24 protein-coding genes are annotated in these 25,904 nt (G+C 49.7%); 14 read left to right on the forward strand and 10 right to left on the reverse strand.

Going from position 1 to position 25,904, the window contains the following annotated elements; genetic code table 11:
• Nucleotides 1-112 precede the first annotated feature (112 nt).
• From B5P39_RS16110 to B5P39_RS16120, 3 genes are all read left to right on the forward strand, one after another.
• Entirely contained in the window at nucleotides 113-1,510 is a 1,398-nt protein-coding gene (locus tag B5P39_RS16110) for a hypothetical protein (RefSeq protein ID WP_011718600.1), read from the forward strand.
• Nucleotide 1,511: 1 nt separating this feature from the next.
• Nucleotides 1,512-2,549 carry an acyltransferase family protein gene (locus tag B5P39_RS16115; RefSeq protein ID WP_088212252.1) on the forward strand — a complete coding sequence of 346 codons (1,038 nt, stop codon included), beginning with the start codon at nucleotides 1,512-1,514 and terminating at the stop codon, nucleotides 2,547-2,549.
• Nucleotides 2,550-2,634: 85 nt separating this feature from the next.
• Entirely contained in the window at nucleotides 2,635-3,237 is a 603-nt protein-coding gene (locus B5P39_RS16120) for a hypothetical protein (protein WP_088212253.1), read from the forward strand.
• Between the two features lie 77 nt (nucleotides 3,238-3,314).
• Here the strand turns inward: B5P39_RS16120 and B5P39_RS16125 are convergent, their stop codons facing one another.
• The 4 genes from B5P39_RS16125 to B5P39_RS16140 all read right to left on the reverse strand — a co-directional run bounded on the left by B5P39_RS16125 (nucleotide 3,315) and on the right by B5P39_RS16140 (nucleotide 5,888).
• Nucleotides 3,315-3,896 carry a lipid-binding SYLF domain-containing protein gene (locus tag B5P39_RS16125; protein ID WP_088212254.1) on the reverse strand — a complete coding sequence of 194 codons (582 nt, stop codon included), beginning with the start codon at nucleotides 3,894-3,896 and terminating at the stop codon, nucleotides 3,315-3,317.
• A gap of 138 nt (nucleotides 3,897-4,034) precedes the next feature.
• Nucleotides 4,035-4,967, reverse strand: coding sequence for a hypothetical protein (locus B5P39_RS16130; protein ID WP_088212329.1), 933 nt, complete (start codon nucleotides 4,965-4,967; stop codon nucleotides 4,035-4,037).
• Nucleotides 4,968-5,022: 55 nt separating this feature from the next.
• Nucleotides 5,023-5,424 carry a nitrous oxide-stimulated promoter family protein gene (locus B5P39_RS16135; protein WP_011718580.1) on the reverse strand — a complete coding sequence of 134 codons (402 nt, stop codon included), beginning with the start codon at nucleotides 5,422-5,424 and terminating at the stop codon, nucleotides 5,023-5,025.
• 104 nt (nucleotides 5,425-5,528) lie between these two features.
• Complete coding sequence (locus B5P39_RS16140) at nucleotides 5,529-5,888, reverse strand: DsrE/DsrF/TusD sulfur relay family protein (RefSeq protein ID WP_088212255.1); 360 nt, start codon at nucleotides 5,886-5,888, stop codon at nucleotides 5,529-5,531.
• A 252-nt stretch (nucleotides 5,889-6,140) separates the two neighbouring features.
• Here B5P39_RS16140 and B5P39_RS16145 point away from each other — a divergent pair, with 252 nt between their 5' ends.
• From B5P39_RS16145 to B5P39_RS16175, 7 genes are all read left to right on the forward strand, one after another.
• Nucleotides 6,141-7,058, forward strand: a complete 918-nt coding sequence (locus tag B5P39_RS16145; RefSeq protein ID WP_088212256.1) for a hypothetical protein — start codon at nucleotides 6,141-6,143, stop codon at nucleotides 7,056-7,058.
• A gap of 217 nt (nucleotides 7,059-7,275) precedes the next feature.
• A complete protein-coding gene (locus B5P39_RS16150; RefSeq protein WP_176399970.1) occupies nucleotides 7,276-7,587 on the forward strand; it encodes a hypothetical protein in 312 nt (103 codons plus the stop codon).
• An 11-nt stretch (nucleotides 7,588-7,598) separates the two neighbouring features.
• Nucleotides 7,599-9,053, forward strand: coding sequence for a protein adenylyltransferase SelO (locus tag B5P39_RS16155; protein WP_088212258.1), 1,455 nt, complete (start codon nucleotides 7,599-7,601; stop codon nucleotides 9,051-9,053).
• An 11-nt stretch (nucleotides 9,054-9,064) separates the two neighbouring features.
• Entirely contained in the window at nucleotides 9,065-9,358 is a 294-nt protein-coding gene (locus tag B5P39_RS16160) for a DUF3630 family protein (protein WP_086017278.1), read from the forward strand.
• A gap of 10 nt (nucleotides 9,359-9,368) precedes the next feature.
• Nucleotides 9,369-10,406: a serine/threonine protein kinase gene (locus B5P39_RS16165; RefSeq protein ID WP_088212259.1), complete on the forward strand. Its 1,038-nt coding sequence runs from the start codon at nucleotides 9,369-9,371 to the stop codon at nucleotides 10,404-10,406.
• Nucleotides 10,407-10,533: 127 nt separating this feature from the next.
• Nucleotides 10,534-11,145, forward strand: coding sequence for a thiol:disulfide interchange protein DsbA/DsbL (locus B5P39_RS16170; protein WP_086903027.1), 612 nt, complete (start codon nucleotides 10,534-10,536; stop codon nucleotides 11,143-11,145).
• A 462-nt stretch (nucleotides 11,146-11,607) separates the two neighbouring features.
• Entirely contained in the window at nucleotides 11,608-11,820 is a 213-nt protein-coding gene (locus B5P39_RS16175) for a DUF1107 domain-containing protein (protein ID WP_011624366.1), read from the forward strand.
• On the opposite strand, the gene B5P39_RS16180 is transcribed toward B5P39_RS16175, so the two are convergent.
• Nucleotides 11,817-12,038, reverse strand: a complete 222-nt coding sequence (locus B5P39_RS16180; protein ID WP_086903028.1) for a cell division protein ZapB — start codon at nucleotides 12,036-12,038, stop codon at nucleotides 11,817-11,819. The genes B5P39_RS16175 and B5P39_RS16180 overlap by 4 nt on opposite strands.
• Before the next feature lie 179 nt (nucleotides 12,039-12,217).
• Here B5P39_RS16180 and B5P39_RS16185 point away from each other — a divergent pair, with 179 nt between their 5' ends.
• Together B5P39_RS16185 and B5P39_RS16190 are read left to right on the forward strand one after the other, a co-directional pair.
• Nucleotides 12,218-13,723 carry a Na+/H+ antiporter NhaC family protein gene (locus B5P39_RS16185; protein ID WP_088212260.1) on the forward strand — a complete coding sequence of 502 codons (1,506 nt, stop codon included), beginning with the start codon at nucleotides 12,218-12,220 and terminating at the stop codon, nucleotides 13,721-13,723.
• A gap of 56 nt (nucleotides 13,724-13,779) precedes the next feature.
• Nucleotides 13,780-14,136, forward strand: a complete 357-nt coding sequence (locus B5P39_RS16190) for a RidA family protein (RefSeq protein WP_088212261.1) — start codon at nucleotides 13,780-13,782, stop codon at nucleotides 14,134-14,136.
• 160 nt (nucleotides 14,137-14,296) lie between these two features.
• Here B5P39_RS16190 and B5P39_RS16195 read toward each other — a convergent pair whose 3' ends face one another.
• Nucleotides 14,297-14,632, reverse strand: coding sequence for a hypothetical protein (locus tag B5P39_RS16195; protein WP_088212262.1), 336 nt, complete (start codon nucleotides 14,630-14,632; stop codon nucleotides 14,297-14,299).
• A gap of 17 nt (nucleotides 14,633-14,649) precedes the next feature.
• Nucleotides 14,650-14,916, reverse strand: a complete 267-nt coding sequence (locus B5P39_RS16200; RefSeq protein ID WP_176399972.1) for a Rho-binding antiterminator — start codon at nucleotides 14,914-14,916, stop codon at nucleotides 14,650-14,652.
• Nucleotides 14,917-14,986: 70 nt separating this feature from the next.
• On the opposite strand from B5P39_RS16200, the gene B5P39_RS16205 reads away from it, so the two are divergent.
• On the forward strand, nucleotides 14,987-15,787 hold the full coding sequence (locus B5P39_RS16205) for a DUF1223 domain-containing protein (protein ID WP_088212264.1): 801 nt from the start codon (nucleotides 14,987-14,989) through the stop codon (nucleotides 15,785-15,787).
• Nucleotides 15,788-15,958: 171 nt separating this feature from the next.
• Nucleotides 15,959-17,050: a branched-chain amino acid aminotransferase gene (locus tag B5P39_RS16210; protein ID WP_088212265.1), complete on the forward strand. Its 1,092-nt coding sequence runs from the start codon at nucleotides 15,959-15,961 to the stop codon at nucleotides 17,048-17,050.
• A 58-nt stretch (nucleotides 17,051-17,108) separates the two neighbouring features.
• Here the strand turns inward: B5P39_RS16210 and B5P39_RS16215 are convergent, their stop codons facing one another.
• The 3 genes from B5P39_RS16215 to acnD form a co-directional block, all read right to left on the reverse strand.
• On the reverse strand, nucleotides 17,109-21,626 hold the full coding sequence (locus B5P39_RS16215) for an EAL domain-containing protein (protein WP_088212266.1): 4,518 nt from the start codon (nucleotides 21,624-21,626) through the stop codon (nucleotides 17,109-17,111).
• Nucleotides 21,627-21,904: 278 nt separating this feature from the next.
• A complete protein-coding gene (gene prpF, locus B5P39_RS16220; RefSeq protein WP_088212267.1) occupies nucleotides 21,905-23,098 on the reverse strand; it encodes a 2-methylaconitate cis-trans isomerase PrpF in 1,194 nt (397 codons plus the stop codon).
• A gap of 112 nt (nucleotides 23,099-23,210) precedes the next feature.
• On the reverse strand, nucleotides 23,211-25,814 hold the full coding sequence (acnD, locus tag B5P39_RS16225; protein ID WP_088212268.1) for a Fe/S-dependent 2-methylisocitrate dehydratase AcnD: 2,604 nt from the start codon (nucleotides 25,812-25,814) through the stop codon (nucleotides 23,211-23,213).
• Nucleotides 25,815-25,904 lie beyond the last annotated feature (90 nt).

The following is a 25,904-nucleotide window of genomic DNA, read 5'->3' on the forward strand; positions in this document are numbered from 1 at the left end:
TTACCCACGTTTTTTAAGGGTAAAAATATTTTTTGTGAAACGTTTCACTATTGGTTAATTGCGCTATATGCTAGCGCTGTTTTGTGAACCCATTGTGTGTTTAGGCAATTAAATGAAAAATATTATGGCGGTGATCCTGTGGTTTTTAGGAGTCTCTGCCGCCACCCCCGTGTTCGCCGATAAGGCCTCGCCAGAACAACTCGCCCGCCTGTACCTCGATTTTATGGCTCAGACCAGTCGCCAGAGTGAAGCCCTGTGGCCAGGATTTCGTCTCGACGATAAAGTGCATCTCTTTAGCTATGCAGGCAATGTGTGGTTACGCCAACCCGGCGGTGAAATTATCCAAGATAACAGCGTGTTAGAGTCGGTTAACTTGCACTCTGGGTTGTCGATTAACTTTGGTTTCCCGCAATATCAAGGGCAAGCGGGTGTGCTTATCCAGCTCGAGTCGCCGACGATTCAATTCGACAGTACGACTAAAACCGCCGATTTACCTTTTGTGATTTGGGCTGGCAACAGTGTGCACGAGGCGTTTCATTTTTATGCCCAATCCGAGTGGCGAGTGTTAGAGGATGCGCGTCGATATGAAGGCGAGGTTTATCCACTTAACCTAGATGCTCGCTATTACCGTTTACAACTGTTTAATGCCTTGATGGCGGCCTTAAAACAACCCGAGCAGCAGGCGCAGTATTTAGGCTATGCCGCTTACTGGCTACAAGTGTGGCGGCAAACGGCGCCTAACGAAGATAAAGTCAGTTATGTAAATGACTTAGTCGAAGGCAGCGCGCGTTATGTCGAGTTAATCGCGGGTGCGCGTTTCTTAAGTCAAAACCAGTCCTACCTCGGCTATCAGCAAATCCTGTTGCAGTACGTGCAGGATTATTATCAACAACAGCAAATGCTTGGCGGCTGGACCGCCGAGGCCGAGAATATCGGCGCGCTGGCTGGCATATTGCTCGATAGCACTCAAGATGCCTATGTGTGGAAAGAGTCTGTGATGTCGGGCATGTTGCCCGTGGATTTACTGCTGAGTCGAATCAAGCCGATTGCTCCGCCTGTTGCTCAGAATATGGCGCAGAAGAAACGGCTGCAGGACATGCTGGCCTACTATCCGGCCACGGAGCAAAAACTGACCCAGTTACTTAAGGATGTGCAGGACCCGAAAGTACCTTTATTGGTCATGCCGAGTGTGAGTGATAGCAGCAGTTTTATCGACGTGGGCGAGGTGCGTTCTGGGTTTTATGTGGTGCCCTATCAAGAGGAAATGACCCAAGCCTATTTAGGTATGAGTTCACAATTCAGTAACTTAAATGTGAGTGGCAGCCCGTTGTTGGATGTGCCCTTACAGAATTATTGTGAGGGCATTGAAGCCGCAACTCTGTTACCTTTGGGGTTCACCTTTCAGCGCGAAGGTCAGTATTTGGTGTTCAATGAGCCGGAAATCCATGGCACCATCCGGGTTTCTGCAAGTGTTGTTGAGGGAAGAACCCTCTACTGTGCGATGAATTAATATGAGAAAAAATCAGCTCGAATTTACCTACATGCGCGGCATCGCGATTATTTTTATCGTGCTTGGCCACAGTATTTATAACTCTGGGGAAGGGTTTCCGTTATTGCTGGAAAATTTACTCAGGGGTGGCACGGCGTTGTTCGTGTTTATCTCTGGTTATTTTTTCCATCGGATTTTTTACAAAGACTTCGATTACGGCAAGTTTATGAAGAATAAAGTGCAAAACGTACTTTATCCCTTTTTGGTTGTCTCTGCCGTTGGCTTGTTCTTCTTGTGTTTACGTTGGTTTTTCTTGGAACATCAGTCGCTTGATAAGCTACTGTTGAGCGTTTTCTATACCGTGCGTAACGGCTATATCCTGTATCCGCACTGGTATATCCCTTTTATCATGGCGGTGTTTTTATTCTCGCCAGTGTTTTTGTGGTTTATCCGCTGCTCGCAGCAGATGCGTTGGACCCTATTCGTGCTGAGTTGTGTGGTGGCGATTCTGCTCCACCGACCCATAGGTAACGTCAACTTTATCCACTCGGTGGTGTATTTCATGCCTTTCTATTTGATTGGTATTTTATATTCCCAAGATGAACATATTGTGACGCGCTATGGCTCTATTTTCAGTGCGTTAGCGGTGATCTTCCTGATTGTGAGTCTGGTTGAGCAAAGTTACATAGTGCAGCACATTGGTAACTACCATAAGGCGCCGTTTGAATATAACGGTATCGATTGGCAGTTTATCCAAAAGCTGAGTCTGTGTGTGCTAGTGCTTAACTTCTGTGATTGGTTGTCGAAACGCAGCCGCATCCCTTGGTTAGTCGAAACCGCCGAGATGAGCTTTGCGATTTTCTTCATCCACCCGTTATTCGACATGTTGTTTAATACGGTCGCCACTGTGTTGCGTTATCGCTTACCGCCGGGGTCTTGGGTCACCAGTATCCTGTTTTCGGCAGCGATTTTTACCTTCCTGATGGTGGGCAGTATTATCACGGCTCGCTTTATCAAAAAACGTTTAGGCAGCCGTTCACGCCTGTATATCGGTTGGTAACACCTCTAAGCTAAACAGGGGAATTAAGTTTAAATTTATTCCCCTGTGTTAGCGTGTTTTCATCGAATTTTCCATGGAAAACATAATGAAAACTATCACCCTATCACGCCTTGGAATCGTCGGCCTTATGCTGGCGACGCCAGTATTTGCCAATGCGGCAACCGAACCTACACTTGCCATGGTGCAAGAGACTTTCTTCAATCAATTAGCATCCCATTGCGGTAAAGCCTTTGCAGGTAAAGTGGTGTCAACGGACAGCGCCGATGCGGCTTTTCGTGATAAAGCGCTGGTGATGCATGTGCGCGAATGCAGTGACACTGAGCTGAAAATCCCCTTCCATGTGGGTGATGACCACTCCCGTACTTGGGTGATCACGAAAACGGCTCAAGGCTTAAGGTTAAAGCATGATCACCGCCATCAAGACGGAACGGAAGATAAAGTGACTATGTATGGCGGCGATACGGCGAGTGTCGGCAGCAGCCAAAAACAGTCATTCCCTATCGATCAGGCATCGATTGATAACTTTATGCAGAACGGCCTGACCCAGTCAGTCACCAATGTGTGGCATATGGAGGTTACGCCTAGTACCTTCAGCTACCTGCTGACCCGCGAGAATCGTCATTTCCAAGTGGATTTTGATTTGAGCCAACCGCAGCCGTTGCCGCCAGCCCCTTGGGGACATGAGTAAGCGCAATCGAGGATAAAAGAAAACCTCCTAACCCTGTGGGATTGGAGGTTTTTTTATGGGGACGACACGACTAAAGCTTAGTTGCCTCTGGGCTCGAAGGAGAAGGATTGTCCCGCCAGTGCGGCTTCAAACATTAATCCGCCCTTGGCTACCGTGAATACCGCCATACCATTGATATAGGCTGCGGTTGCCGATTGATTCCCACCTGCTTGGCCAGCACCTGCCGAGTTACCTGTGGTGCCCGCTTTGGCGTTGGCGCCCATGTTAATCGCAACGGCCGAGGCTTGGGCATCAAACTCAAAGCTGCCACTGGTAAACTCGTTGTAGGATTTGGCGTCCTTAAAGAAGATGATTTCACTGTAGGCTTGTCCGCCTAACTGAAAGCCGATGGAGAGCTGGGTCAGGCTAGAGTCTCCCATATATTGACCCGCTTGAAAGACGCGACCTTTGCCGTAGGCGGCGCCAATACCAATTCCGCCTTTACCGACAGTGGGGAAGAGGGCATAACCATAGGCGGTATCAAAAAATTTGCGGGTTTCCTTTGCTTGGTGAAAATTATTTAAAGCCTCGGTGTAGCTATCATCGGCTTGAGCCGCGGGTGCCATAAAGCTGGCAATCAGGCAGGTTGATGCGGCGATAAGGGATAAAAATGATTTCATGGCGTTCCTCCTTCATTCTTCGGTTCCATCAGACTACCCTTTGTTTTAACAAATGACAGCCTAAAGCTGCATTTGTGTCAGCTCGGGTTCAGTTTATTCGGTGTGGCATATTGCCAGTTTTGATTACCAAGTGCTGATTTAGTTCTGTGGCTTTGGGGGCGTATCGGTCGATTTTTCTTTGTTATCGGTCGATTCCTGCTGCAGTTGTTGCAGGAATTCAAACTCTTCGGGCGTGAGTATCTCAGAAGATTGAGGCTCTGCCTTTGGCTGTGGGGCCGACATATGTCCCCTGAGATAGGCGGTGCGGGTGATCTGCTTGAGGCCATAAGCCGCCAGCAGGTAAAAGCTTAACAGCAGGCTTAAGCGTGGCAGCGCATGGGATAGGGTCGAGAGTGAATCCCCAAGATAAAAGGGGAGCACTACCACAAATACCCTTAACAACCAGTTAAATAGCATGGCTAAGGTCAGGCCGAACAACCAGCGGAAACGGATCAGTTTTAAGGTTTGCTGCGGTGCATCGTTATTCTGTTGCTGGCGCAGTTTATGCCGTTGGAACAGTCGCCAGAGTGCAACAAAATAGGTTGCTGTCTGGATAAACAGCAGTAGCGGTAAGGCGAGGCTCCAGTGGCTGAAATCGATATCTTGCCGATATTTAAAGAATTCTGCCTCAAACCAAATCGCATTTTTGTGTAGATTCAACCGCACCGCGATATCAATCATGGCCAAGCATAGGGTGAGTAGTGCTGGCCAATAATGCCGCGAAAAGCCAATGGGTGAGGTGTTTTGCTCTAGACTGCGTTTGCAGTAGAGGTAGAGCAACGGCATGAGTAAGAAGTAAATCGGGGTGATCAGGTTAAATAACACATGGATAGGGATAGGCGTGTTATCGCGGTTGAGCATGCCCGTCAGGAAGTACAAGCCGATAAGACTCAAGAAGCCAGCAAGCAGTTTTTGGTTATTGTTTGAGTGGTAGAAGTAGCGAATATAAATAGCTAGCGCGAGGCAATGTAAGCCACCAAATAAGGATAACCACCAATAGGCTTGAGCAAAAAACGTATTAAATTCGTTCATTTTAAGCACCTCGACGCCTTGTTATAACAGGGAATTTCGAGGTGCAAAAGTGTTACTAAAGGTTTTTCTGTGAAATTGCGATGCGTTGATGGCGATTAGATGCCGCCTCGGGTACAGATGCGGGTACTGGCTGACGCTCTGCCAGTAAGTGTTTGATTGCGCGAATGGGATGCGGTAACAGCATTCGTGGGCCAGCGAAAATCATGATCTCTTTGACCTGCGCCTTTTGCGCCGGTTTATAGCAGTGCACTGGGCACTTATTGCAGGTGGGTTTATCTTGTCCGTAGGGGCAACGATCGAGGCGAACGGCGGCATACTCTAGCAGCGCTAAACACTCTTCACACAGGCCGGATGCCGTTTGGCCTTGGTGCTTAGCTTTGCAATAGATCTTCGCCATCGCGCTAATGGTTTCATGCTCGTAGCGCAGTTTACCTGTGAGTAGGGCCGCTGAGTCCATGGGAATACCTTAGTCTGTTACTCGGATAATCCCATCATAAGCAGCGGCGCGGGCTTGTTCAAAATTGAAGTGTCAATTTATGAAGATGCGCACAAAATGAGACTTTAAATATGCATCACCTTATCGGCGGCCAGCGTCCAGCGGGTGAGATCCTGTAAAGTGCCAATTTCGGCACCTTCGAGCAGCATATCGGGGTTAACGCCCCGCGCTTGGGCGCAGGTTTTACAGAGTAAAATCGGGACTTGCTGAGCGCTTAGGATCTCAAACATCTGTTGTAGATTGTAACTGAGGTCTGGAGTCGTTTGATGCTTAAGGGCGCCAAACACCGCATCTGACATTAAAAAGATTTTTAAATCAACTTGTTGCTCGGTTTGGTCCTTCAGCGCCAACGCGATACGTAGGCTATTGAAGAGCTTTTCAGTGCCATAGGGGCTGGCGTGGGCAACGATCAGAATGTTTTGCATTAGGCTTTCCTTAATTTTTGCAAATGGTCATAAACCCTTACAGTCTAGCCGAATTGCGCCTATCGATTTGCGTGCAAGATCGGATAAAACGGCATAAATACTTGATTTACACAGACACTATGGACTTTAATAGCGGTTAATCTCTGCTCAACTTTTGGACAGGATCCCTTGTCAGCTTCAGGTTATTGAGTCGCCCTGGCAAGCCAACTGCAATCGCTTCTGATGGGAAGCAGCCATTAAAGGTGAAGAAGAATGAAGGTCGTTGTCGTTTTTATACTGATCGCTATCGGAGTGTTTTTATTTCGTCGTGCCCAGCGTTTGGCGAAGGAAGAACAAGAAGCAATGATGGCGAAGAAATCAACCGAAAAGACAAGGGATACAAGCGCTTCGCCCGATGAGGCTGAACCTACGCCTGACATTGCTCCTGCTGCGACGAACGAGTCAGCAGATGCTTCTGAGGCTAAAGCACCCGAAGTTGAATTAATGCCAAGGGACGTTGAGCCGGCGAGTCGGGTCGAGATAAGCGAAGATATTATCGATGTCGAGCTCCCAGCCGCTAGTAATGAAAAGAGTGTGATTATCCTTGCCGATGTCCATTCTGCCGATGCCGATAAAGACTCTACAATCCCTAAGGATGAAGCTCCGGTCACCAAGGCGAGTGAGGCCCAAGAAGAGCCTGTAGTCGTCGACACCCCAGTTAAGGCTAAAGAAAGCGCCGAGAGTTCGCCTGAGGTGGCAAGCACTCACTTGGTAAAAGATGATTCGCTTGCAGAACTTGGTTCTTGGGCAAACGTGACCCTGCAACGTGCGGTAGAAGAATACCAAAGTGCAGAGACGGCATTGGCGCGCTATAACGCGTTACAAAACGTGATTGCCGAGTGCTACAAGCAGCGCAAGTCGGCCGAATATTTAGCCTATGGTGCAGCGCTGCATGAGTTGTATCTTGCATTATTCCACAGTGCGAATGCCGAAAAGCCCAAAGATCTTGAGCTTAAAACCCCTGGTTTTATGCAGCTCGCGACCCTGTTAAATGATACCCAAGACTTTGATAAAGCGATTGCGCTCTGCCAAGAGGCGATCAAACTTGGTTTAACCGATGGCACAGTCACGGGATTTGAAGGACGAATTAGCCGTATCGAGAAGGCGCAGGCGAAAGCGGCGACGGCCTAAGGTCGTTGTCTGCTCGCGATTGTAGGATTCGAGCCTTTGGTACTCAAACGCGATTAACGATGCGCTTGAGATACCCTTAGCCGAAAAGCGGTTATTTAACTGGGTAAAGCCGTGTAGAATCCTGATACTTACCGCGCAAAAGGCGAACTAAGGTTCGCTTTTTTTATGGGCTATTTTTATGAAGTGTGTTGCGAGCTGTTTTAACCGAATCGGCAAAATGAAATTATCCTTGGCCATCTTGTTTGCCTGCCTCAGCCTTGGCTTGAGTGACTGCACTAAAACCCCTGAATGGACGCTATTCTATTATCCTACGGCGACCTCACTGCCAACGACGCCATTACAAACCGATGATATCAATGGTTATTACGACACTCTCGAACAATGCCAACGCAAAGCCCAAGGGTTACAACGCTTAACGGGATCGGGTGTGAGTGGCTTCGAGGCCAGTGGTGCCGGCGTCTATCAATGCGGCCTGCAGTGCGAGTTTAACGACAAGTCCGTGCTCGTGTGTAAGCAGCTCGTTCAATAGGGAAAGCATTGATGAAGTTTAAACAGGATTTTTTTACCCAGTTGCCTGAGTTTTACGCTCAAGTCTATCCGCAGGGGATAAGTAATCCCCATTGGCTGGCGTGGAGCGAGGATGCCGCCAAGCTAATCGACTTACGGCAGCCGACGGATGCCTTATTGCAGGGATTATCGGGTAACGCGGCCGTTGAGGGCGCAAGTTATTATGCGCAGGTGTACAGTGGCCATCAGTTTGGTGGCTATACGCCCAGATTAGGCGATGGCCGCTCGATTATCTTGGGTGAGGCATTAGGCCCCCAAGGCGCTTGGGATGTGGCACTCAAAGGCGGTGGGCCGACGCCCTATTCTCGCCATGGCGATGGCAGAGCCGTGATGCGCTCTGCGGTGCGGGAGTTTCTTGTCTCTGAAGCGCTGCATCATTTAGGCGTGCCGACGACCCGAGCATTGGCAGTGATCGGCTCTGATATGCCCGTCTGGCGTGAGAGCCAAGAAACCGCAGCCATTACCGTGCGTTTGGCGCGCAGCCATATCCGTTTCGGTCATTTCGAATTTTTCTGCCATAGCGAGCGTGGTCAAGCCGATAAGCTCACGCAGTTACTCAACTTTACCTTGAGGCAGCATTATCCGCATTTGAGCTGCGATCTGGCGGGCTATAAAGCCTGGTTTTTGCAGGTGGTACAAGATACCGCTAAGCTCATCGCCCATTGGCAGGCTATCGGCTTTGCCCACGGGGTGATGAATACCGACAATATGTCGATTCTGGGGAACAGTTTCGATTTTGGCCCGTTTGCCTTCCTCGATACCTTCCAAGAAGACTTTATTTGCAATCATTCCGACCCAGAAGGGCGTTACGCCTTTGGTCAGCAGCCCGGCATTGGCCTGTGGAACCTGCAACGTTTAGCGCAGGCGTTGACGCCAGTGATCCCATCCGATGATCTAATTGCCGCCTTGAATCAATATCAACATGCTCTAGTGCAGCATTATTTGATGCTGATGCGCGCTAAGTTGGGATTGACTGAGCGAGTGGATTCGACAGCCGAGCAGGATCAGCAGGACTTAGAACTGATTGGCCGCTTTACCGTGCTGATGGAGAAAAATCAGCTGGATTACAGCAACACGTGGCGCCGCTTCGGTCAGCTTGACCCAAGCTGTGTGCACTCGTCGCTGCGGGATGATTTTATCGATCTCAAGGAGTTTGATGCTTGGTATCAGACCTATCAGGCACGGCTGGGTAAAGTTACCGATGTTGAGGCATGGCAACAGGCGCGTGATAGCGTCAATCCCAAGTACATTCTGCGCAACTATTTGGCTCAAGAGGCCATTATTGCTGTGGAGGAGGGGAATCTTGCGCCGCTAGAGCGTTTGCATCAAGTATTGCGCCAGCCGTTTGCCGAACAAGTTGAGCATGAAGATCTAGCCAAGCGTCCACCCGATTGGGGACAAGGGCTGATTATGTCGTGCAGTAGTTGATGGAAGTAAAGATGAAATTAGAAGCCATTCAATTAGATAGAGCCGCGTTAAGCTTAAGTGTGAGCGGCGATATCGATTTTGACCATTTCGAGGCCTTTGCCGAGCCACTAGCCCATGCCTTAGACTGCCGAGTGCGCGAGCGCCAATGGGGCGCGGATCGCCATCAATGGCTATTGGAGTTTGAGGGCACCTCGCTTTGGCTCAATTATGAGTTTTACGGCAATATCTGTTGGCTGAGTGTGGAACGTGAGGCCGATTTTGAGGTGCTGGAATACCTTGCCACACTTTTAAAGTCCTATGTATGAGAGAGTCGCAATGAGCCAAGATAAGTTAGCCCCATCTCAGGGCGTCGTTGATGATGCGCATTCGGGCGCAGCCTTTGACTTTCAAGCCTTAACGCCGGATTTGATTTTAGATGCGATCGAGAGTCTTGGGGTGTATCCAGAGACAGGCCTACTCGCGCTCAATAGCTACGAAAACCGCGTGTATCAATTTCGCAGCGATGAAGGGCAACGCTATGTGGTGAAGTTTTATCGCCCCGATCGTTGGACCGATGCGCAGATCCAAGAAGAACACGACTATGCCATCGCGCTTGCCGAGCAGGAAATCCCAATGGCGGTGCCCGCATCTGTGCAAGGGCAGACCTTACATCATTTCCTCGGCTTTCGCTTTGCACTGTTTCCCTCCATCGGCGGTCGTCCCTTTGAAGTGGATAATTTAGAGCAGTTGGAATTTGTTGGGCGTTTTATCGGTCGTATACACCAGTACGGCGCGCAGTCGACATTTAAGGCCCGTGAGCCTCTGAATCCTCAGATCTTAGGCGATGAGCCTTTAGCCTGGTTAAAGCAGTCAGATTTAGTGCCAAACACACTGCGCCCCGCGTTTTTTACCGTAGTAGAGCAAGTGCTGGCGAAGGTGAATCGCATTTGGGTGCAGCAATCCTTTACGCCCATTCGTCTGCATGGGGATTTACACCCGGGGAATATTCTTTGGACACCCGATGGGCCTGGGTTTGTGGATTTAGACGATGCCCGCATGGGACCGGCTATTCAAGATTTATGGATGATGCTGACGGGCGATAGAGCGCAGCAGCAACTGCAACTCGAGGTATTACTCGAGGCCTATGAAGAGTTTTGTGAGTTCGATACTCGGCAGTTGGCGTTGATTGAACCCCTACGCGCATTACGGATGGTGCACTATAACGCTTGGATTGGCAGGCGTTGGCAGGATCCTGCTTTCCCTATGCATTTCCCCTGGTTTGGGGATGAAAAGTATTGGGAGCAGCAGATCTTAGCCTTTAAGGAGCAACTCGCGGCACTCGATGAACCGCCGCTGAGCCTGATCCCCTACTAAATGTGTGAACAGGGTGGAATTACGCGCCTATTAGCCCAAACCGATTGAACTCTCGGCTTGAGTTACACTCAAAAAATGAAATATGTTAGGCTCCAGCTAGTTTTGAAAATTGATTTAAGGAAAATTCATGAAAAAAGCATTACTTATGGTGGCAGCGCTGTTATTGGCTCCATTAACTGTATCGGCAGTTGAGTACAAAGAAGGCGTACACTACACAGTGATTAACGACGGCCCAGCGACAGCTAAGCCTGAAATCACCGAGTTTTTCTCTTTCTATTGCCCACATTGCTTCAACTTCTCTAAAACTGTGGTGCCTAAAATTTTGGCTGAGAAGCCAGAAGGTGTGGCATTTAACCAAGCCCACGTTGACTTTATTGGTAAGGAAATGGGCGTAGAAATGTCACGCGCTTTTGCCGTTGCACACCAATTGAATGTGGACGAGAAAATGGATGCGGCTCTATTTTCTGCCATCCATGAGAAGAAACAACACTTCACTAACCGTGATGACGTGCGCGCCTTGTTCGTGGCTAATGGCGTAGACGGCAAGGCCTTCGATGCGGCCGCTGACTCTTTTATGGTGAAAGCGCAAATGGCGAAGATGAAGCGTGATACTGAAAACGCGAAGATTTCAGGTGTGCCTGCCTTAGTGGTGAATGGCAAGTACCGCGTCGAAACCGGTGCAATCAAGTCTTACGACGAACTGTTAGATATCGCTTACTATTTAGCCAAGAAACAGTAATGATCACCAGATTGCCGCCGTTTTATCATCATTTTGTAATCTAACTGATTGATACTGCGAGCATAAAATTAAAGGAGCCTAGCGCTCCTTTTTTATTGGCTGAAGCTTGAGCTCTTGGTAGTGACAGTTAAACTCGCCGCTTGCGGACTTAGGTGTTTGGCAAAAAAGAGTAAAAAAAAACCGTACTTCCGATAATCGGAAAGTACGGACTTGAGCCAGAGGGCTCATTTTTACCCTGAGTAACCTGGCTAATTTAACGATGCGTCAAAATAATGTCAATAGTCAATTTTTTGACGTTTGTTTATTGTAAGATAAACTGAACTGATTATTTAATTAAATCATTTGGTTAAGCTGTTTGAATTGTAAATCTTGAAAAAAATCTATCAGAGATGAAACTCAATAGGTAATGCTTCTGTCAAACAACTGTAATCAATAACAACAAGAATGCATGTAGGGGGTTGTATGAGAGTTTTCCCTGTATACGCACCGAAGCTTATTGCAAAGCATGCGCGTATTTTTCTCACTGGCGTGATATGGGTTAAAGACTTAGGTCGATTAGAATTTGAAAAGGGGCGTTTTTTATTGCCAAGAAAAAGCCTGCCAAAAGTGAAGCAGGCTATCTTAGAGCTGAACGAACTGATTGAATCGCAGAATCATCAAACTAAAACAGCTTAGATTTCACTGTTGAGCAGGCCAACAAGTCCAGTGACTTTGTCGTTCCAAGAAGCGAGTTCTTGTTGCAGTTGTTGGTTTTGCTCAGATAATTGTTGATTTTGCTCATTCAAGGTCGACGTCTTTTGCTTCTCTTCCTCTAGCTCCATTTTTAGAAGCTCGATAGTTTCGAGTGTAGCCTGGATCTTGGTTTCCAGTTTGGACAGTAATTCAAGGCTCATCTGGAGAGTCCTATAGTTTCTGGATGGGACTGTGATTCTAGCAGTGCCAAGAGCATAAGGAATAGCAGTCTTTTTCGTTTGGTCAAAAAATACCCGATAACTGCGTGCGAATTTAAGTTTTTTTGCATTTGTTACTAACTCGTTAGTATTCTTGGGTTTATTTATTATCGGAAAGGCCTATGTCGCCGAATCTGCTTGCGATACTTCCCCTGTTATTAACCCTAGTGTTAGCCCTTTGGCTGCGGCGTACCTTAGTGGCGCTGGGTGTCGGTATCCTCTCGGGCGCCTTAATCATTGCCCAGTTCGATATAGTGCAAAGCTTGGGCTATCTCTTGGAGATAGGCGCTAAGCAGTTTTACAGCCAAGACGCTTGGCAGTGGTGGCATTTAAACGTGCTGATGGCCATGTTACTGCTGGGCAGCATGACGCAGCTCCTCGCCAGAAGCGGTGCGGTAGAGCAATTTGGTGATTGGCTATATCGACGTATTCGTACGGGACGACAGGCGCGTATTGGTGTGGTGATGTTGGGTTGGCTGGTCTTTATCGACGGTATTTTTAGTTGCCTCGCCGTGGGGCATGTGTGCCAACCTTTGAGCCAGCGTTATGGCATCAGGCAGACGCAGCTGGCCTATTTAGTCGACTCTAATGCGTCGCCGCTCTGTTCACTCTTGCCTTTTTCTAGCTGGGGTCCCTATGTTATGGCGCTGTTGGCGGGACTCAGCTTTTTACCCGTATCTGCCCTTGAAGCCTTTATCGACGTCGCCCTATCCAATTTTTATGCGATAACCACCTTAGGCTTGTCGCTGATTGTGGCTTGGTTTGGGATGGGATTTCGCCCCATCGAGAAGGCGCTATTGGCGGCTGAGCCCGTTGAGCCAAGTTTAACTCCCTCCCAAGGCAATCCTTGGCTGCTTACGATCCCTATGCTGACCTTGCTGGTCGCCTCAGTCGGTTTAACTCTTTGGTCTGGCGAGCAGCAGGTGCCGTCATGGGATATTTCGGCCTGGTTAGCCAAGGCCGATATTGGCGCGGCGATGCGCGATGCTTGTCTGTTATCGACCTTAGTCACTCTAGTGTTGTTGATGCTGTCGGGCCGAAGCATAGGGAAACTGCTGGCGGACTTGGCGCATGGGGTGCGGATGATTGCCTTTGCCATCGCGATTTTACTCTGTACTTGGATGATAGGCGCGGTGATCCAAGATCTGGGCGTGGCGAGCTTGTTGGCGGGTTGGGCTAAATTGTATTTATCCCCGAGTCTGCTGGTGGCGGGGATGTTTCTGCTCTGCGCTATCATGGCCTTTGCCACTGGCTCAAGCTGGGGAACTTTCGCGATTATGATCCCCATCGGCGGGGAAATTGCCCATAACATGGATGCTAGCTTGCTGTTGCCTGTATTGAGTGCTGTGATGGCGGGCTCAGTGTTTGGCGATCATTGCTCGCCGATTTCCGATACTAGCGTGTTGAGCGCGACGAGTTCAGGCTGCTTACCCCATGACCATGTGGTGACTCAACTGCCCTTTGCGTTAATTGGGGCGGGTGCGGCATTAGTGGGATTTCAGTTAGTTAACTTATCGGTTGCAACCCTATTCGTGTGGTGTGGGGTCATAGGTACTGCGCTTGGGTTATTGGCCTTAATGACACGCTTTTATCCACCTTGGGTGAGCGCACGTTCGCAGACAAACTGAGCCTTTCGGGGTAGAATGCCCGCAGAATTAACCATTTGATTTAAGAGATTATCCCTATGAGCATTACCCGTTTAGATGTTGGTACACGTATGAGCAGCATAGTGATCCACCAAGGCACAGTGTACTTATGTGGCCAAGTGGCAAAGGATAAGTATCAAAACATCACCGAACAAACGACGACTATGCTAGAGGAAGTCGACACTCTGTTAGCGCAGGCGGGCAGTTCTCGGGAACGCTTGTTGTCAGCCACTATCTATTTAAAAGATATGAATGACTACGATACCATGAATGCCGTTTGGGATGCTTGGGTGCCACAGGGTCATGCGCCAGCCCGTGCCTGTGTGCAGGCGGCCATTGCCGAGCCTGAATATCTGGTTGAAGTTTCTGTTATTGCAGCGGTCGCTAAGGCGTAACTCGCTATCTTATCTCAGTAAGTAGTAAAGCTAAGTTGAACTTGGCTTTACTCGTCCTCAACCCTTGCAGCCTCAAATGATGCTGCACATCTATCGTGACAAGGTTACGCAACGTGACCTTCAATTAGAGCGCGATCTTTAGTTATAACAATCGCTTCAGTTAGAAATAGCGGGCTAAGTTTGCCGGGATATGTGGGCTGTTTGATGCATACTGCGCCTGCAAGCCTTGGGAAATGGCCTCAATATCCAGCGTTGGTAAACCTTGCTCTATAATGGTCGCGGCCCAAGGTGCGTGAAGCTTGAGTTGGCTATAATCCTCGGTTTCAACAAACCGTGCCAACGAATAACGGCTACCGCCTAATCCGTGCCCCCAACCTTCGCTAACGTCAAAGGGGGAATCGAGCCGCTCGCTATCAAATTCCACCAAGTAGGGTGATTGGCCGTGGTGACCACCAGTCCAATCGCCTAAGTCCAATAACAGAATCATCCTTGCCATTGAGTTATGCTCCTTTGCTACTGGCTGGCAATCATAACACGGCCAAAACTGGCATGGGGACCCGTGGGCGTGATGGCGATAATGCTATCTAGCCGCAGTGTTTGCTGGCCAGCTTGATGTTCGACGACCAGCCATTCGGTCTTATCGGCGTGGGTCTGGGTCGTAATTGCCCGTGCTTGGCATAGGCTGCCGTCCTGCAGCTCAATGTCGAGGCGATAGCCGTGCATACACGCTAGCTCAAGATAGTCGTAGTGGGCACAGGGGATCATTTTATAGTCAGACATCATCTTTCCTCTAGTGTGAATGATTTGGATGTGATTCAAGGTCTTCTTCTCTATTAAGGGAGGAAAAATAATGAAACGCATCCCATTAGCGAGCATCTTGTTCTGGCAGCTGTTGCAACCCGTGTTTGCTCAAACCTTGGCACCTTTTGAAGCGCAGAGTGCCGTGACTCGCCCTTATATTATCGAACTTTATACGTCACAGGGCTGCAGTAGTTGCCCGCCTGCCGAAGCTTGGTTAGCTGAGCAATTTAATAAGACCGACCTATGGCAGAAATATTTTCCGTTAGCCTTCCATGTGACCTATTGGGATTACCTCGGGTGGAAGGATATTTTTGGCCAAAGGGCTTTTAGTGAGCGCCAATATCAGCATTTAAACCAAAAGCATACGCGGCAAGTGTATACACCGCAGTTTGTGATTAATGCTAAGGAATGGCGTGGTTGGTTCTCGGGTGAGTTAAACGGGATATTTGCTATGCCTCAGTCTGAGGTCGGTGTGCTTAAGGTGCGCATCGCCAATCAGCAACTTGAGGCGAGTTTTGCACCGCAGCCCAGTTGGTCGCAGGATAAAGACTTACATCAAGCGCGTTTGCACTTGGCCTTGGTCGGTTCGGGGTTTACGACTGAGATAAAGCGCGGCGAGAATCGCCATAAACAATTACCCCATGATTTTGTGGTGCTGAGTTTGCAATCTTTGCCCGCGACGGCTTTGTTTGCGGGCGCCACAGACCCAGCGCTGCAGTTTACCCAATCCCTCGATGCCATTCCCGCATCAACGCTTAACGCGCCCCGTTTGGCGTGGGTGGTCTGGTTAACGCTAAATGAAGAACCCGCACAAGCCGTGGGCGGCTGGCTTGAGGCGCCGCAGGGCTAAATCCAAAGTCAATAAGGGGAAGTGAATGAGGCGATTTGACCTAACGGCAAGTTGTTAAGACATCTTTTTAACAGCTTATTTTATCGGCTAAGACTTTTAGATTAATCTCACCTATTGACTTTATTCCTGCCGCTACCTAGTCTGCTTGTTCAGTAATCAAGGTGGTATGCGATGGAAATAAAATACGATTTAAAACCTGCGTCCGAACGCCGTACTGAGCAATTCAAGCCCGAAGGAAATGTGGGCTTCGGTAGCCTCAGAACCGATCATATGTTTTTAATGGATTATCGCGATGGTGAATGGCGCGATCCGCGTATTGTGCCCTACGGTCCGTTTGAAATGGCACCGGGTGCGATGGCCCTGCATTATGGTCAGTCAATCTTCGAAGGCGCCAAGGCCTTTATGCATGAAGATGGCGAAATTTACACTTTCCGTATCAACAAAAACGCCGAGCGTATGAATCGCTCTGCGGATATTGTCTGTATTCCTAATATCGATGAGCAGATGCAAATCGATGCGATCAACGCCTTGATCGACGTAGACCGTCTCTGGTTCCCGATGCAAGAAGGTGCCTGTTTATACATTCGCCCCTTTATTTTTGCGACTGAAGACCGTCTGTCTGTGAGTCCAAGCACGCGCTACACCTTCTGCGTGGTGTTAAGCCCAAGTGGTGCTTACTACGCGGCGGGTGTGAATAAAGGCATTCGTCTGCTGATCAGCAAGACTTACCATCGCGCCGTGTCGGGTGGTACTGGTGCCTCTAAAGCGGCGGGTAACTATGCCGCCTCATTGCGTGCCGGTAAGGCTGCCGCGCAGTTTGGGGCTTCGCAGGTGCTGTATTTAGATGCCAACAACCAACAGATTGAAGAAGCTGGCGCCATGAACCACTTCCACATTCTGAAAGACGGCACAGTGATTATTCCAACCTTCACCGATACCATCTTAAAATCCATTACCTCGCAATCCATTATGGAGCTGGGTGAGTTACTCGGCTGCGAAGTGCGCCAAGAGACTGTTATGCTGGATAAGTTTATCGCCGATATCGAGTCCGGTGAGATTATCGAAGCAGGTGGTTTTGGTACGGCCGCCGTAGTGTCTGCTGTCGGTTCCTATATTTTTGAAGATGGTCGAGTGGTGACCGTGGGCAACGGTGAAGTGGGTGAGCATATTCAGCGCATCTACAAGCTCTATACCGATATCCAGAAAGGCCATGTTCAAGGCCCTGATGGTTGGGTGAAACGTGTTGAGCGTGTAGCACCTTAATCGTGAAATGATTCAATGAAATAAGGCTCCTTTAGGGAGCCTTATTTTTTATCTGGTTTTATTTTATCCGTTGTTGCAACAGCGCTAAGCAATCTTGGGCACTGAGCGGTTTACTCAGCAGGAAGCCCTGTACCTGATCGCAACCTTGTAGCGCTAAGAAGTTTAGCTGCTCTTGGGTTTCTACCCCTTCCGCCACCACATTTAACTCTAGGCTGTGGGCGAGGGCGATAATCGCACTGGTAATGGCCGCATCGTCGGGGTCATTGGTAATGTCGCGCACAAACTCACGGTCAATCTTTAAGGTATCGATGGGGAAACGTTTTAGATAACTCAAGCTTGAGTAACCAGTACCGAAATCATCCACTGCGATGGTTAAACCCAACGCCTTGAGTTTAGAGAGGATATTTACCGATTCTTGCGGATTACCCATGATCATCGACTCGGTTAATTCCAGCTCGAGCGCCTTGGCGGGCAGGCCCGATACCGCAAGAGCGACTTCGATGGTCGAGATAATATCGGCCTTCAATTGCCGCGCAGACAGGTTCACTGCCATGCTGATATCGCCAAAACCTAACTCACTCCACTCGGCAAGCTGTTGGCAGGCGTGGTTGATCACCCAATGGCCAATCTGGTTAATAATGCCGGTTTCCTCCGCCAGCGGAATAAATTCGGCGGGCGAGATGGGGCCTAATTCGGAATGGTGCCAACGCAGTAACGCCTCGAGTCCGGTCAGAGAACCTTTGCGCAGGCAGAATTTGGGCTGATACACCAAACTTAACTCGTTGCGAGAAATGGCCTGTTTAAGCCCCGCCTCGAGTTGCACATGGCGTGTTGCCATCTCATTGAGTTTATTAGTGTAAAACTGGAAGTTATTCCGCCCGAGTGCCTTAGCGTGGTACATGGCAGTGTCGGCAAACTTAATCAGCGAATCCACATCTTCTGCATCGTTGGGATAGAGGCTGATACCAATCGAGGTCGAAATGGTTAGGGACTTATCATCGAGTAAGAAGGGGGCCTGAAAGGCCTTGAGCACTTTTTCGGAGATCAGCGTCGCCGCTTTGGTTTTCGCCACGCCTTCTAAAATAATAGTAAATTCATCGCCACCTAAGCGGGCCACAGTGTCCCCTTCGCGAACGGCATTTTGCAGTCTGTGGGCCACGGCTTTGAGGAGTAGATCGCCAATATGGTGCCCCATGGAGTCATTGATATGCTTAAAGCGGTCGAGGTCTAAAAACAGCAGGGCGACGATATTATTCGACCTATGGGCTTGAGATATGGCGTGGTTGAGCCTGTCCTGGAATAAGGTGCGATTCGGCAGTCCAGTCAAGGTGTCGAAACTGGCAAGGAAGCGGAGATCCTCTTCGGCCTTTTTACGCTCTGTGATATCGGTAAACACCGCCACAAAGTGGCTAGTTTCGCCTTTTACATCGATCACTTGGTTGATCTCAAGCCATACCAGAATTGCCTTACGCGCCCTGTTGCGGATCCAAATTTCACCCGCCCAATGTTTATGGCGTAGCAGTTGCTGCTCAATACTGTTGAACAGATCTCGCTGCTGCCGGCTGTAGGCTAAGTGAATTAAATATTTATCACTGATTTGCCGCTCCGAATATCCGGTAATCGCGCTAAAGGCGGGGTTTACCGAGCGGATACGATAGTCTAAACCTGCTACTACAACGGCTTCGTTCATGCTGTTAAGCACTTGGGAGGAGAGCACCAGCTCATTCTCGATCAGCTTGCGGGAGGTGATATTACGGGTGGTGCCCGTCATCCGAATGGGCTGTTCCTGGGTGTTGGTCTCAACCACTTTACCGCGCTCGAGGATCCACAACCAGTTGCCCGGTGAATGCTCGATGCGATATTCCATTTCAAAAAACGGTGTGCGCCCCTGTAAATGGTCGGTCAAGACTTGTTTAAAGCGCTCTCTATCCTCTGGGTGAGCATTGTCGTGCAGCAGCGTGTGGCTGCTCCACTGGGAAACCGGAATATCCGTATGAGTACGATAGACCTGCTGTTCTTGGATATTCCAGTCCCACATGCCATCGCCCGAGGCCCACAGTGCCAGTTTGAGTCGTTCTTCAGAGGCGCGGATGCTGGTTTCAAACTCTTGTTGTTGTTCGCGCTTCTGTTTACGCCACAACACTATCCAGCCTAGTAGACCAAGTGCTAGCAGGACATAGAGTGCATAGGCAATTTGCGAGCGATAGAAGGGCGCTTTAACCGTTAAATCGACCAGCAGCGCATAGCTGCCCTCGCTGTTGTACTCCAAAGAATGGCGAACATGGAGCACATAGTGGCCGGGATTGATATTGGTAAAGGTGATTTCATTCCCCGAGGGCAGATCATGCCATTGGTTATCAAACCCTTCGAGATAATAACTAAAGCGATTTTTCCCCGTGTAACTGAAATCGAGTGAGGTGACCTCAAAGCTGACGAGCTGGTCGTCATAGTTCATCAGGATTTTAGGCGGATGGCTAAGATCGAGGATAGTGTGCCTCTTACCCGCAATTTTATAGGCCGTTAGGGCGACTTTGGCTTCGCTTCTTTGGTCGGGTATCGCCTTAGGATTAAAGCGGTTGATGCCGTTAATGCCACCAAACCAGAGGTCGCCATCGCTGTCTTTGAGTTTGACGCCGCCGTTAAACTCCAACGCCTGCAAACCTTCTTGCTCGTTGAAGTTGATGATTTTGCCATTGCTCGGATTCAACTTGCCGATGCCCGCATTGCTGCTGAACCAAATATGGTGCTCATCGTCTTCGAGCAGGGCGTAAATCGTGTCGCTCGGCAGGCCTTGTTCACGGGTGTAATCCCTAAAAACCATATCCTCGGCTTGAGCCGATAGCCTGCTAATACCGCCGTGGGTCGCGAACCAGACGTCGCCATTGCTTGCGACTAAAACGTCTCGAATCCGATTGTTAATAATGGTGTTTTTATTTTCGGGGTCATGGTAAAAGGCTTGGCCTTGACCCGTTTGCATATCGAGTTTAACTAAACCATTGAGTGAACCAATCCACAGAGTATTGCCATCGGCTCTGAGCATCAGCAGCAGGTTTTGTGTGGGATGAAAATTCTCAATATCTGTGAGTGGGACAGAGGTAAACTCATCCTTTTCAAGCGCCTTTCGATACAAGGCGTGGGAAGTTGCGACCCAAAGTTGGCCCTGAGCATCCAGCTCTAAGCTACGAATATAGTTCGCTTCTGAGGCCGGATCTTGGCTTTGAGTAAGCTTAAGCAGACTAAATTCACCGCTCGGGGTTAAGCGCCCTAAGCCATAATTGCTGGCAAACCAGAGCACGCCTTGTCTGTCTTGGGTGATCGCACGCAGGACAAGATTTAAATGGCGCGTTTCTTTACCGAGCGCCTTAGCAAAAGCCGAAGTGTAATGTTCATATTGTTTAGCATTGAAGGCTAAGCGCTTGAGGCCCGCGCCCTCGGTACCTATCCACAGTGCTTTATCCTGACTACGAAAAATGGTGCGGATATTATTGCTCTGCTGAGGTAATTCGGTTGTATATTCAAACAGATGTTGGAAGTACTGTCGGCGGGTGTTGATCTTATTCAAGCCAGAATAACTTCCCCCGAGCCAGAGATTGCCGAAGGTGTCTTGCAATAAACAGAGGATATTATTGTCGCTGATACTGTTGGGACGCTGCATATCGTATTTATGGTAAGCCGCAACGAAACGCCCCGCCTCACGCTCTAGCTGGATAAGACCCGCTTCGGGACCGACCACCCAAAACTGTCCTTGGGGTGTTTGAATAAAATCCTTGAGGTAAGGAATATCGTCCTCTGCCTGCCAGAGAATACTTCCTTGGTGTGAAACCAAATCGTAATGCCATAGCTGATTGCCCAACGCTAAGGTGATGGCGCGAGTCGAATTCGCTTTAATCTGGTAGGCAGTCAGATCCTGCGGCACATTCAGCCTAGTGATGGCATTTGAACTCAGCGCAAAGGTGCCACTGGCCCTTGTTCCCGCTAGTAGATAGGTGTTTTCAACATTGGCGAGGCTAGTGATATGTGGCTCGACGCTGTTGCCGAGGGAGACTTGCGTGATCCGCTGAGTTTTAATCGACAGTGAAAACAACCCGCCTTGGGTACCAATCCACAGCGTATTGCCGACAATATTGAGCTTGGTCACTCTAGGATCGGTTAGGCCCTGTTCAAGGCCAAAGCGCTCAAAGGTCCCCGTATTGAGATCGAGCCGATTAACCCCTTGGCTAAAGGTGCCAATCCACAGATAGCCTTCCGCATCTTGAATAATGTCTGAGATAAAGCTTTCTGAAATGCTGCTGGGATTATTTGGCGAATGAATAAAGAGATTGAAATTATAGCCATTGTAACTATGTAGGCCGTCCTGAGTTCCAATCCAAAGCATACCCGCGCTGTCCATAAACAGGCTGGTAATTGTATTTTGATTTAAGCCTTCTTCGCTGCGGATATGTTCAAATTTCAGCTGCGTGTTAGCCGCATTTAAAGGTAATGCTGAACCTATGAGCGGCGCCCCGCATAAGCTTAGGAAGCAGAGTGCGCCGAAGAAAAGTTTAAGGACTGGATGGCTCAAAATTACCCCTATCAAAACCCATTAACCCATTACTGGGAGGTATTATGCATTTACCTTGGGGATGCCGCGTGTAGTGCAACGGAAGACGCAGTTCAGTTAAATTTCAAAATTAATAATCAGTATATTCACGGATTTATAGGACGCAAAATGCTTGTTGTTATTATTTGCTGTCGGGGGGATTTTAGCAGTTTTTACCGTATGTCGACACAAGCTGATAACACGATGAGACAAATAAAAAAAGACCTTGCCGGAAGGGGGAGAAGCAAGGTCTTTGGTTGAACTCTTTTCTTGGCTTAAGCCGTAGGTACGCGAACAAAGCCTTCCATTAGCACGCGGGCACTGCGGCTCATAATGGCTTTGACGACAGTCCATTCGCCGTTTGTTTGCATGGCCTGCGCGCCAACACGTAAGGTGCCTGAAGGATGGCCAAAACGTACAGCCTCCTTCTCACCACCGCCGGCGGCGAGGTTGACTAGAGTGCCGGGTATCGCTGCCGCCGTGCCAATGGCAACGGCGGCGGTACCCATCATCGCATGGTGTAATTTACCCATGGAAAGGGCGCGAACCAACAGGTCGATTTCCTCTGCCGTAACCGCTTTACCACTCGATGACACATAGCTGCTGGGTTTCGCCACAAAGGCCACCTTAGGCGTATGTTGGCGTGATGCGGCTTCATCAATATGTTTGATCAGCCCCATACGCACCGCGCCGTGGGCGCGAATGGTTTCAAACTTGGCAAGGGCGGCGTTATCGCTGTTGATATCGTCTTGCAGCTCAGTGCCCGTATAACCTAAGTCTTCGGCATTGATAAAGATGGTCGGGATGCCCGCATTAATCATGGTTGCATTAAAGCTGCCAACGCCCGGTACTTCGAGCACATCCACTAAGTTACCCGTGGGGAACATGCTGCCACCGTCTCCATCTTCATCGGCGGCGGGATTCATAAATTCGATTTGCACTTCGGCGGCGGGGAAGGTCACACCATCGAGCTCAAAATCACCGGTCTCCTGCACTTCACCATTGGTGATAGGCACGTGGGCAATAATGGTTTTAGCGATATTGGCCTGCCAAATACGCACGGTACAGATACCGTTTTGCGGGATGCGCTCTGCATCAATCAGGCCATTGCTAATGGCAAAGGCGCCGACGGCGGCGGTTAAGTTGCCACAATTTCCGCTCCAATCCACAAAGGGTTTGTCGATAGACACTTGGCCAAACAGATAGTCAACATCGTGGTCGGCTTGGCTGCTTTTAGACAGGATCACGGTTTTGCTGGTGCTTGAGGTGGCACCGCCCATACCGTCAATCTGCTTACCATAGGGATCTGGGCTGCCAATCACGCGTAGGAGCAGCGCATCGCGCGCAGGGCCTGGCACTTGGGCCGCCTCGGGTAAGTCCAGTAAACGGAAAAACACCCCTTTGCTGGTACCGCCGCGCATATAGGTGGCGGCTACTTTAATCTGGGGCGGAAACGGATTCTTGCTCATGCTATTAACTCCAAGGGGAATAGCTATTTGTTAAACGCTGCGTTAGTCGCAAAGCGCGGCGCCTCAGTGTCGAGCCGCCGCCCCTTGTGCAATGTTACTTGTTTTACGTTAGTTACTTCAGATTCGACTCTAAAAAGTCCTGCGCAAAACGTTGCAACACGCCGCCAGCCGAGTAGATAGACACTTCTTCTGCGGTATCTAAACGACAGGTCACGGGCACTTCGACACGCTCACCGTTTTTACGGGTGATGATAACGGTCAGATCTGCTCGTGGCGCGATGTCACCATAAACGTCAAACACCTCGGTACCATCGATGCCGTAGGTCGCGCGATTCTCGCCCGCTTTAAATTCCAGCGGTAATACACCCATACCCACTAGGTTAGTGCGGTGAATACGCTCGAAGCCTTCGGCAACAATCGCCTCAACGCCCGCTAAACGCACACCCTTGGCGGCCCAGTCACGGGATGATCCCTGACCATAGTCGGCGCCGGCGATAATGATCAGCGGCTGCTTGCGATCCATATAGGTTTCAATGGCTTCCCACATGCGAGTCACTTGGCCTTCTGGTTCGATACGCGCCAGTGAGCCTTGCTTAACTTTGCCATCGACAATCGCCATCTCGTTTTTGAGTTTAGGGTTGGCAAAGGTCGCGCGCTGCGCCGTTAAGTGGTCGCCCCTGTGGGTGGCATAGGAGTTAAAATCTTCCTCTGGCAGTCCCATCTTGTGCAGGTATTCGCCAGCCGCACTGTCCATCATGATGGCGTTCGATGGCGATAAATGGTCGGTGGTGATGTTGTCACCTAATACCGCCAGTGGACGCATGCCCTTGAGGGTGCGCTCGCCCGCTAATGCGCCTTCCCAGTAAGGTGGGCGGCGGATATAGGTCGATTGTGGGCGCCAGTCGTAAAGCGGCGTAACCTTATCGCCATAGTCGACGCTTAAATCAAACATAGGCTCGTAGACTTTGCGGAACTGCTCGGGCTTAACACTTTTCGCAATCACGGCATCGATTTCGGCATCCGTTGGCCAAATGTCGATTAAACGCACTGGGTTACCGTCTTTATCGTGGCCTAACACATCCTTCTCAATATCGAAGCGGATGGTACCTGCGATCGCATAGGCGACCACTAACGGTGGAGATGCGAGGAAGGCTTGCTTAGCATAAGGGTGAATACGGCCGTCGAAGTTACGGTTACCGGATAATACGGCGGTGGCGTACAGATCGCGATCGATCACTTCCTGTTGGATAACTGGATCTAAGGCGCCGCTCATGCCGTTACAGGTGGTGCAGGCAAAACCAACGATACCAAAGCCTAGGGATTCAAGCTCTGGCAATAGATTGGCTTCTTCTAAATACAGTTGCACCGCCTTAGAGCCGGGGGCTAAAGAGCTCTTAACCCAAGGTTTACGGCTTAAGCCCTTGGCATTGGCGTTACGTGCCAGCAGGCCCGCCGCAATCACGTTGCGTGGGTTACTGGTGTTAGTGCAACTGGTGATGGCGGCGATAATCACCGCGCCATCTGGCATTAGGCCGGGCTCGTTTTCAACCACGCCGCTGATGCCGCGAGCGGCAAGCTCAGAGGTTGGAACACGGGCATGTGGGTTAGATGGGCCCGCAATAGTGCGCACAACCGATGACAGATCAAAGTGCAGGGTACGTGGGTACTCGGTATGTTTAAGATCGTCGCTCCACAAACCTGTGGTCTTAGCATAGGTTTCAACCAGCTTAACTTGCTCATCGCTACGACCCGTGAGGGTTAGGTAGTCTAGCGTTTGTTGGTCGATATAGAACATGGCGGCGGTCGCGCCAAATTCTGGCGTCATGTTAGAGATGGTTGCACGATCCCCAAGGGTTAAAGCCTCAGCACCTTCGCCGAAGAACTCAAGGTAGGATGAAACCACTTTTTCCTTGCGCAGGAATTCGGTCAGGGCCAATACGATATCGGTGGCAGTAATGCCCGGCTGCGGTTTACCCGTTAACTCAACGCCGATAATATCTGGCAGACGCATATAAGAGGCGCGGCCTAACATCACGCTTTCGGCTTCAAGCCCACCCACACCGATAGCGATAACGCCTAGCGCATCTACGTGTGGTGTGTGACTGTCGGTACCCACTAAGGTATCTGGGAAGGCAACACCATCGCGTGCATGCACCACAGGTGACATACGCTCTAGGTTAATCTGGTGCATGATGCCGTTACCCTGTGGGATAACATCAATGTTTTTAAAGGCTTTTTGCGTCCAGTTGATAAAGTGGAATCTGTCTTCGTTGCGTCTGTCTTCAATGGCGCGGTTTTTCGCAAAGGCGTCCTTATCGAAGCCGCCGTATTCCACCGCCAGCGAGTGGTCGACAATTAGCTGCGTTGGCACAACGGGGTTCACCTGCGCTGGATCGCCACCCTTAGCGGCAATCGCATCACGCAGACCCGCTAAGTCAACCAGTGCGGTTTGACCCAAAATATCGTGACACACTACGCGGGCAGGAAACCATGGGAAATCCAGTTCCTGTTTAGATTCAATAATTTGTTTTAGTGAGGCGGTGAGCGCCTCTGGCTCGCAGCGACGGACTAAGTTTTCAGCCAGTACACGAGAGGTGTAGGGCAGTTTCGCGTAGGCGCCGGGGCTTATGGCTTCAACGGCTTCGCGGGTATCGAAATAGTCGAGCGCGGTGCCTGGTAAGGGCTTGCGATATAAGGTATTCATGGCTGTGGTCATAACCTAACCTATTTTATTACTTCAGTGCGTCAATATTTGAGTTTGCACATTATTCACACTGGGTTCTGTTGGCGAAACTGACGCCTAAGC

The sequence above is a fragment of the Shewanella sp. Shew256 genome, from assembly GCF_002196695.1.
Taxonomy (GTDB): domain Bacteria; phylum Pseudomonadota; class Gammaproteobacteria; order Enterobacterales; family Shewanellaceae; genus Shewanella; species Shewanella mangrovisoli.

What these genes read in the sequence shown, in the direction of transcription:
- B5P39_RS16110 (WP_011718600.1), top strand. Translation starts at nt 113, where the DNA reads ATGAAAAATATTATGGCGGTGATCCTGTGGTTTTTAGGAGTCTCTGCC.
- B5P39_RS16115 (WP_088212252.1), top strand. Translation starts at nt 1,512, where the DNA reads ATGAGAAAAAATCAGCTCGAATTTACCTACATGCGCGGCATCGCGATT.
- B5P39_RS16120 (WP_088212253.1), top strand. Translation starts at nt 2,635, where the DNA reads ATGAAAACTATCACCCTATCACGCCTTGGAATCGTCGGCCTTATGCTG.
- B5P39_RS16125 (WP_088212254.1), bottom strand. Translation starts at nt 3,896, where the DNA reads ATGAAATCATTTTTATCCCTTATCGCCGCATCAACCTGCCTGATTGCC.
- B5P39_RS16130 (WP_088212329.1), bottom strand. Translation starts at nt 4,967, where the DNA reads ATGAACGAATTTAATACGTTTTTTGCTCAAGCCTATTGGTGGTTATCC.
- B5P39_RS16135 (WP_011718580.1), bottom strand. Translation starts at nt 5,424, where the DNA reads ATGGACTCAGCGGCCCTACTCACAGGTAAACTGCGCTACGAGCATGAA.
- B5P39_RS16140 (WP_088212255.1), bottom strand. Translation starts at nt 5,888, where the DNA reads ATGCAAAACATTCTGATCGTTGCCCACGCCAGCCCCTATGGCACTGAA.
- B5P39_RS16145 (WP_088212256.1), top strand. Translation starts at nt 6,141, where the DNA reads ATGAAGGTCGTTGTCGTTTTTATACTGATCGCTATCGGAGTGTTTTTA.
- B5P39_RS16150 (WP_176399970.1), top strand. Translation starts at nt 7,276, where the DNA reads ATGAAATTATCCTTGGCCATCTTGTTTGCCTGCCTCAGCCTTGGCTTG.
- B5P39_RS16155 (WP_088212258.1), top strand. Translation starts at nt 7,599, where the DNA reads ATGAAGTTTAAACAGGATTTTTTTACCCAGTTGCCTGAGTTTTACGCT.
- B5P39_RS16160 (WP_086017278.1), top strand. Translation starts at nt 9,065, where the DNA reads ATGAAATTAGAAGCCATTCAATTAGATAGAGCCGCGTTAAGCTTAAGT.
- B5P39_RS16165 (WP_088212259.1), top strand. Translation starts at nt 9,369, where the DNA reads ATGAGCCAAGATAAGTTAGCCCCATCTCAGGGCGTCGTTGATGATGCG.
- B5P39_RS16170 (WP_086903027.1), top strand. Translation starts at nt 10,534, where the DNA reads ATGAAAAAAGCATTACTTATGGTGGCAGCGCTGTTATTGGCTCCATTA.
- B5P39_RS16175 (WP_011624366.1), top strand. Translation starts at nt 11,608, where the DNA reads ATGAGAGTTTTCCCTGTATACGCACCGAAGCTTATTGCAAAGCATGCG.
- B5P39_RS16180 (WP_086903028.1), bottom strand. Translation starts at nt 12,038, where the DNA reads ATGAGCCTTGAATTACTGTCCAAACTGGAAACCAAGATCCAGGCTACA.
- B5P39_RS16185 (WP_088212260.1), top strand. Translation starts at nt 12,218, where the DNA reads ATGTCGCCGAATCTGCTTGCGATACTTCCCCTGTTATTAACCCTAGTG.
- B5P39_RS16190 (WP_088212261.1), top strand. Translation starts at nt 13,780, where the DNA reads ATGAGCATTACCCGTTTAGATGTTGGTACACGTATGAGCAGCATAGTG.
- B5P39_RS16195 (WP_088212262.1), bottom strand. Translation starts at nt 14,632, where the DNA reads ATGGCAAGGATGATTCTGTTATTGGACTTAGGCGATTGGACTGGTGGT.
- B5P39_RS16200 (WP_176399972.1), bottom strand. Translation starts at nt 14,916, where the DNA reads ATGTCTGACTATAAAATGATCCCCTGTGCCCACTACGACTATCTTGAG.
- B5P39_RS16205 (WP_088212264.1), top strand. Translation starts at nt 14,987, where the DNA reads ATGAAACGCATCCCATTAGCGAGCATCTTGTTCTGGCAGCTGTTGCAA.
- B5P39_RS16210 (WP_088212265.1), top strand. Translation starts at nt 15,959, where the DNA reads ATGGAAATAAAATACGATTTAAAACCTGCGTCCGAACGCCGTACTGAG.
- prpF (WP_088212267.1), bottom strand. Translation starts at nt 23,098, where the DNA reads ATGAGCAAGAATCCGTTTCCGCCCCAGATTAAAGTAGCCGCCACCTAT.
- acnD (WP_088212268.1), bottom strand. Translation starts at nt 25,814, where the DNA reads ATGACCACAGCCATGAATACCTTATATCGCAAGCCCTTACCAGGCACC.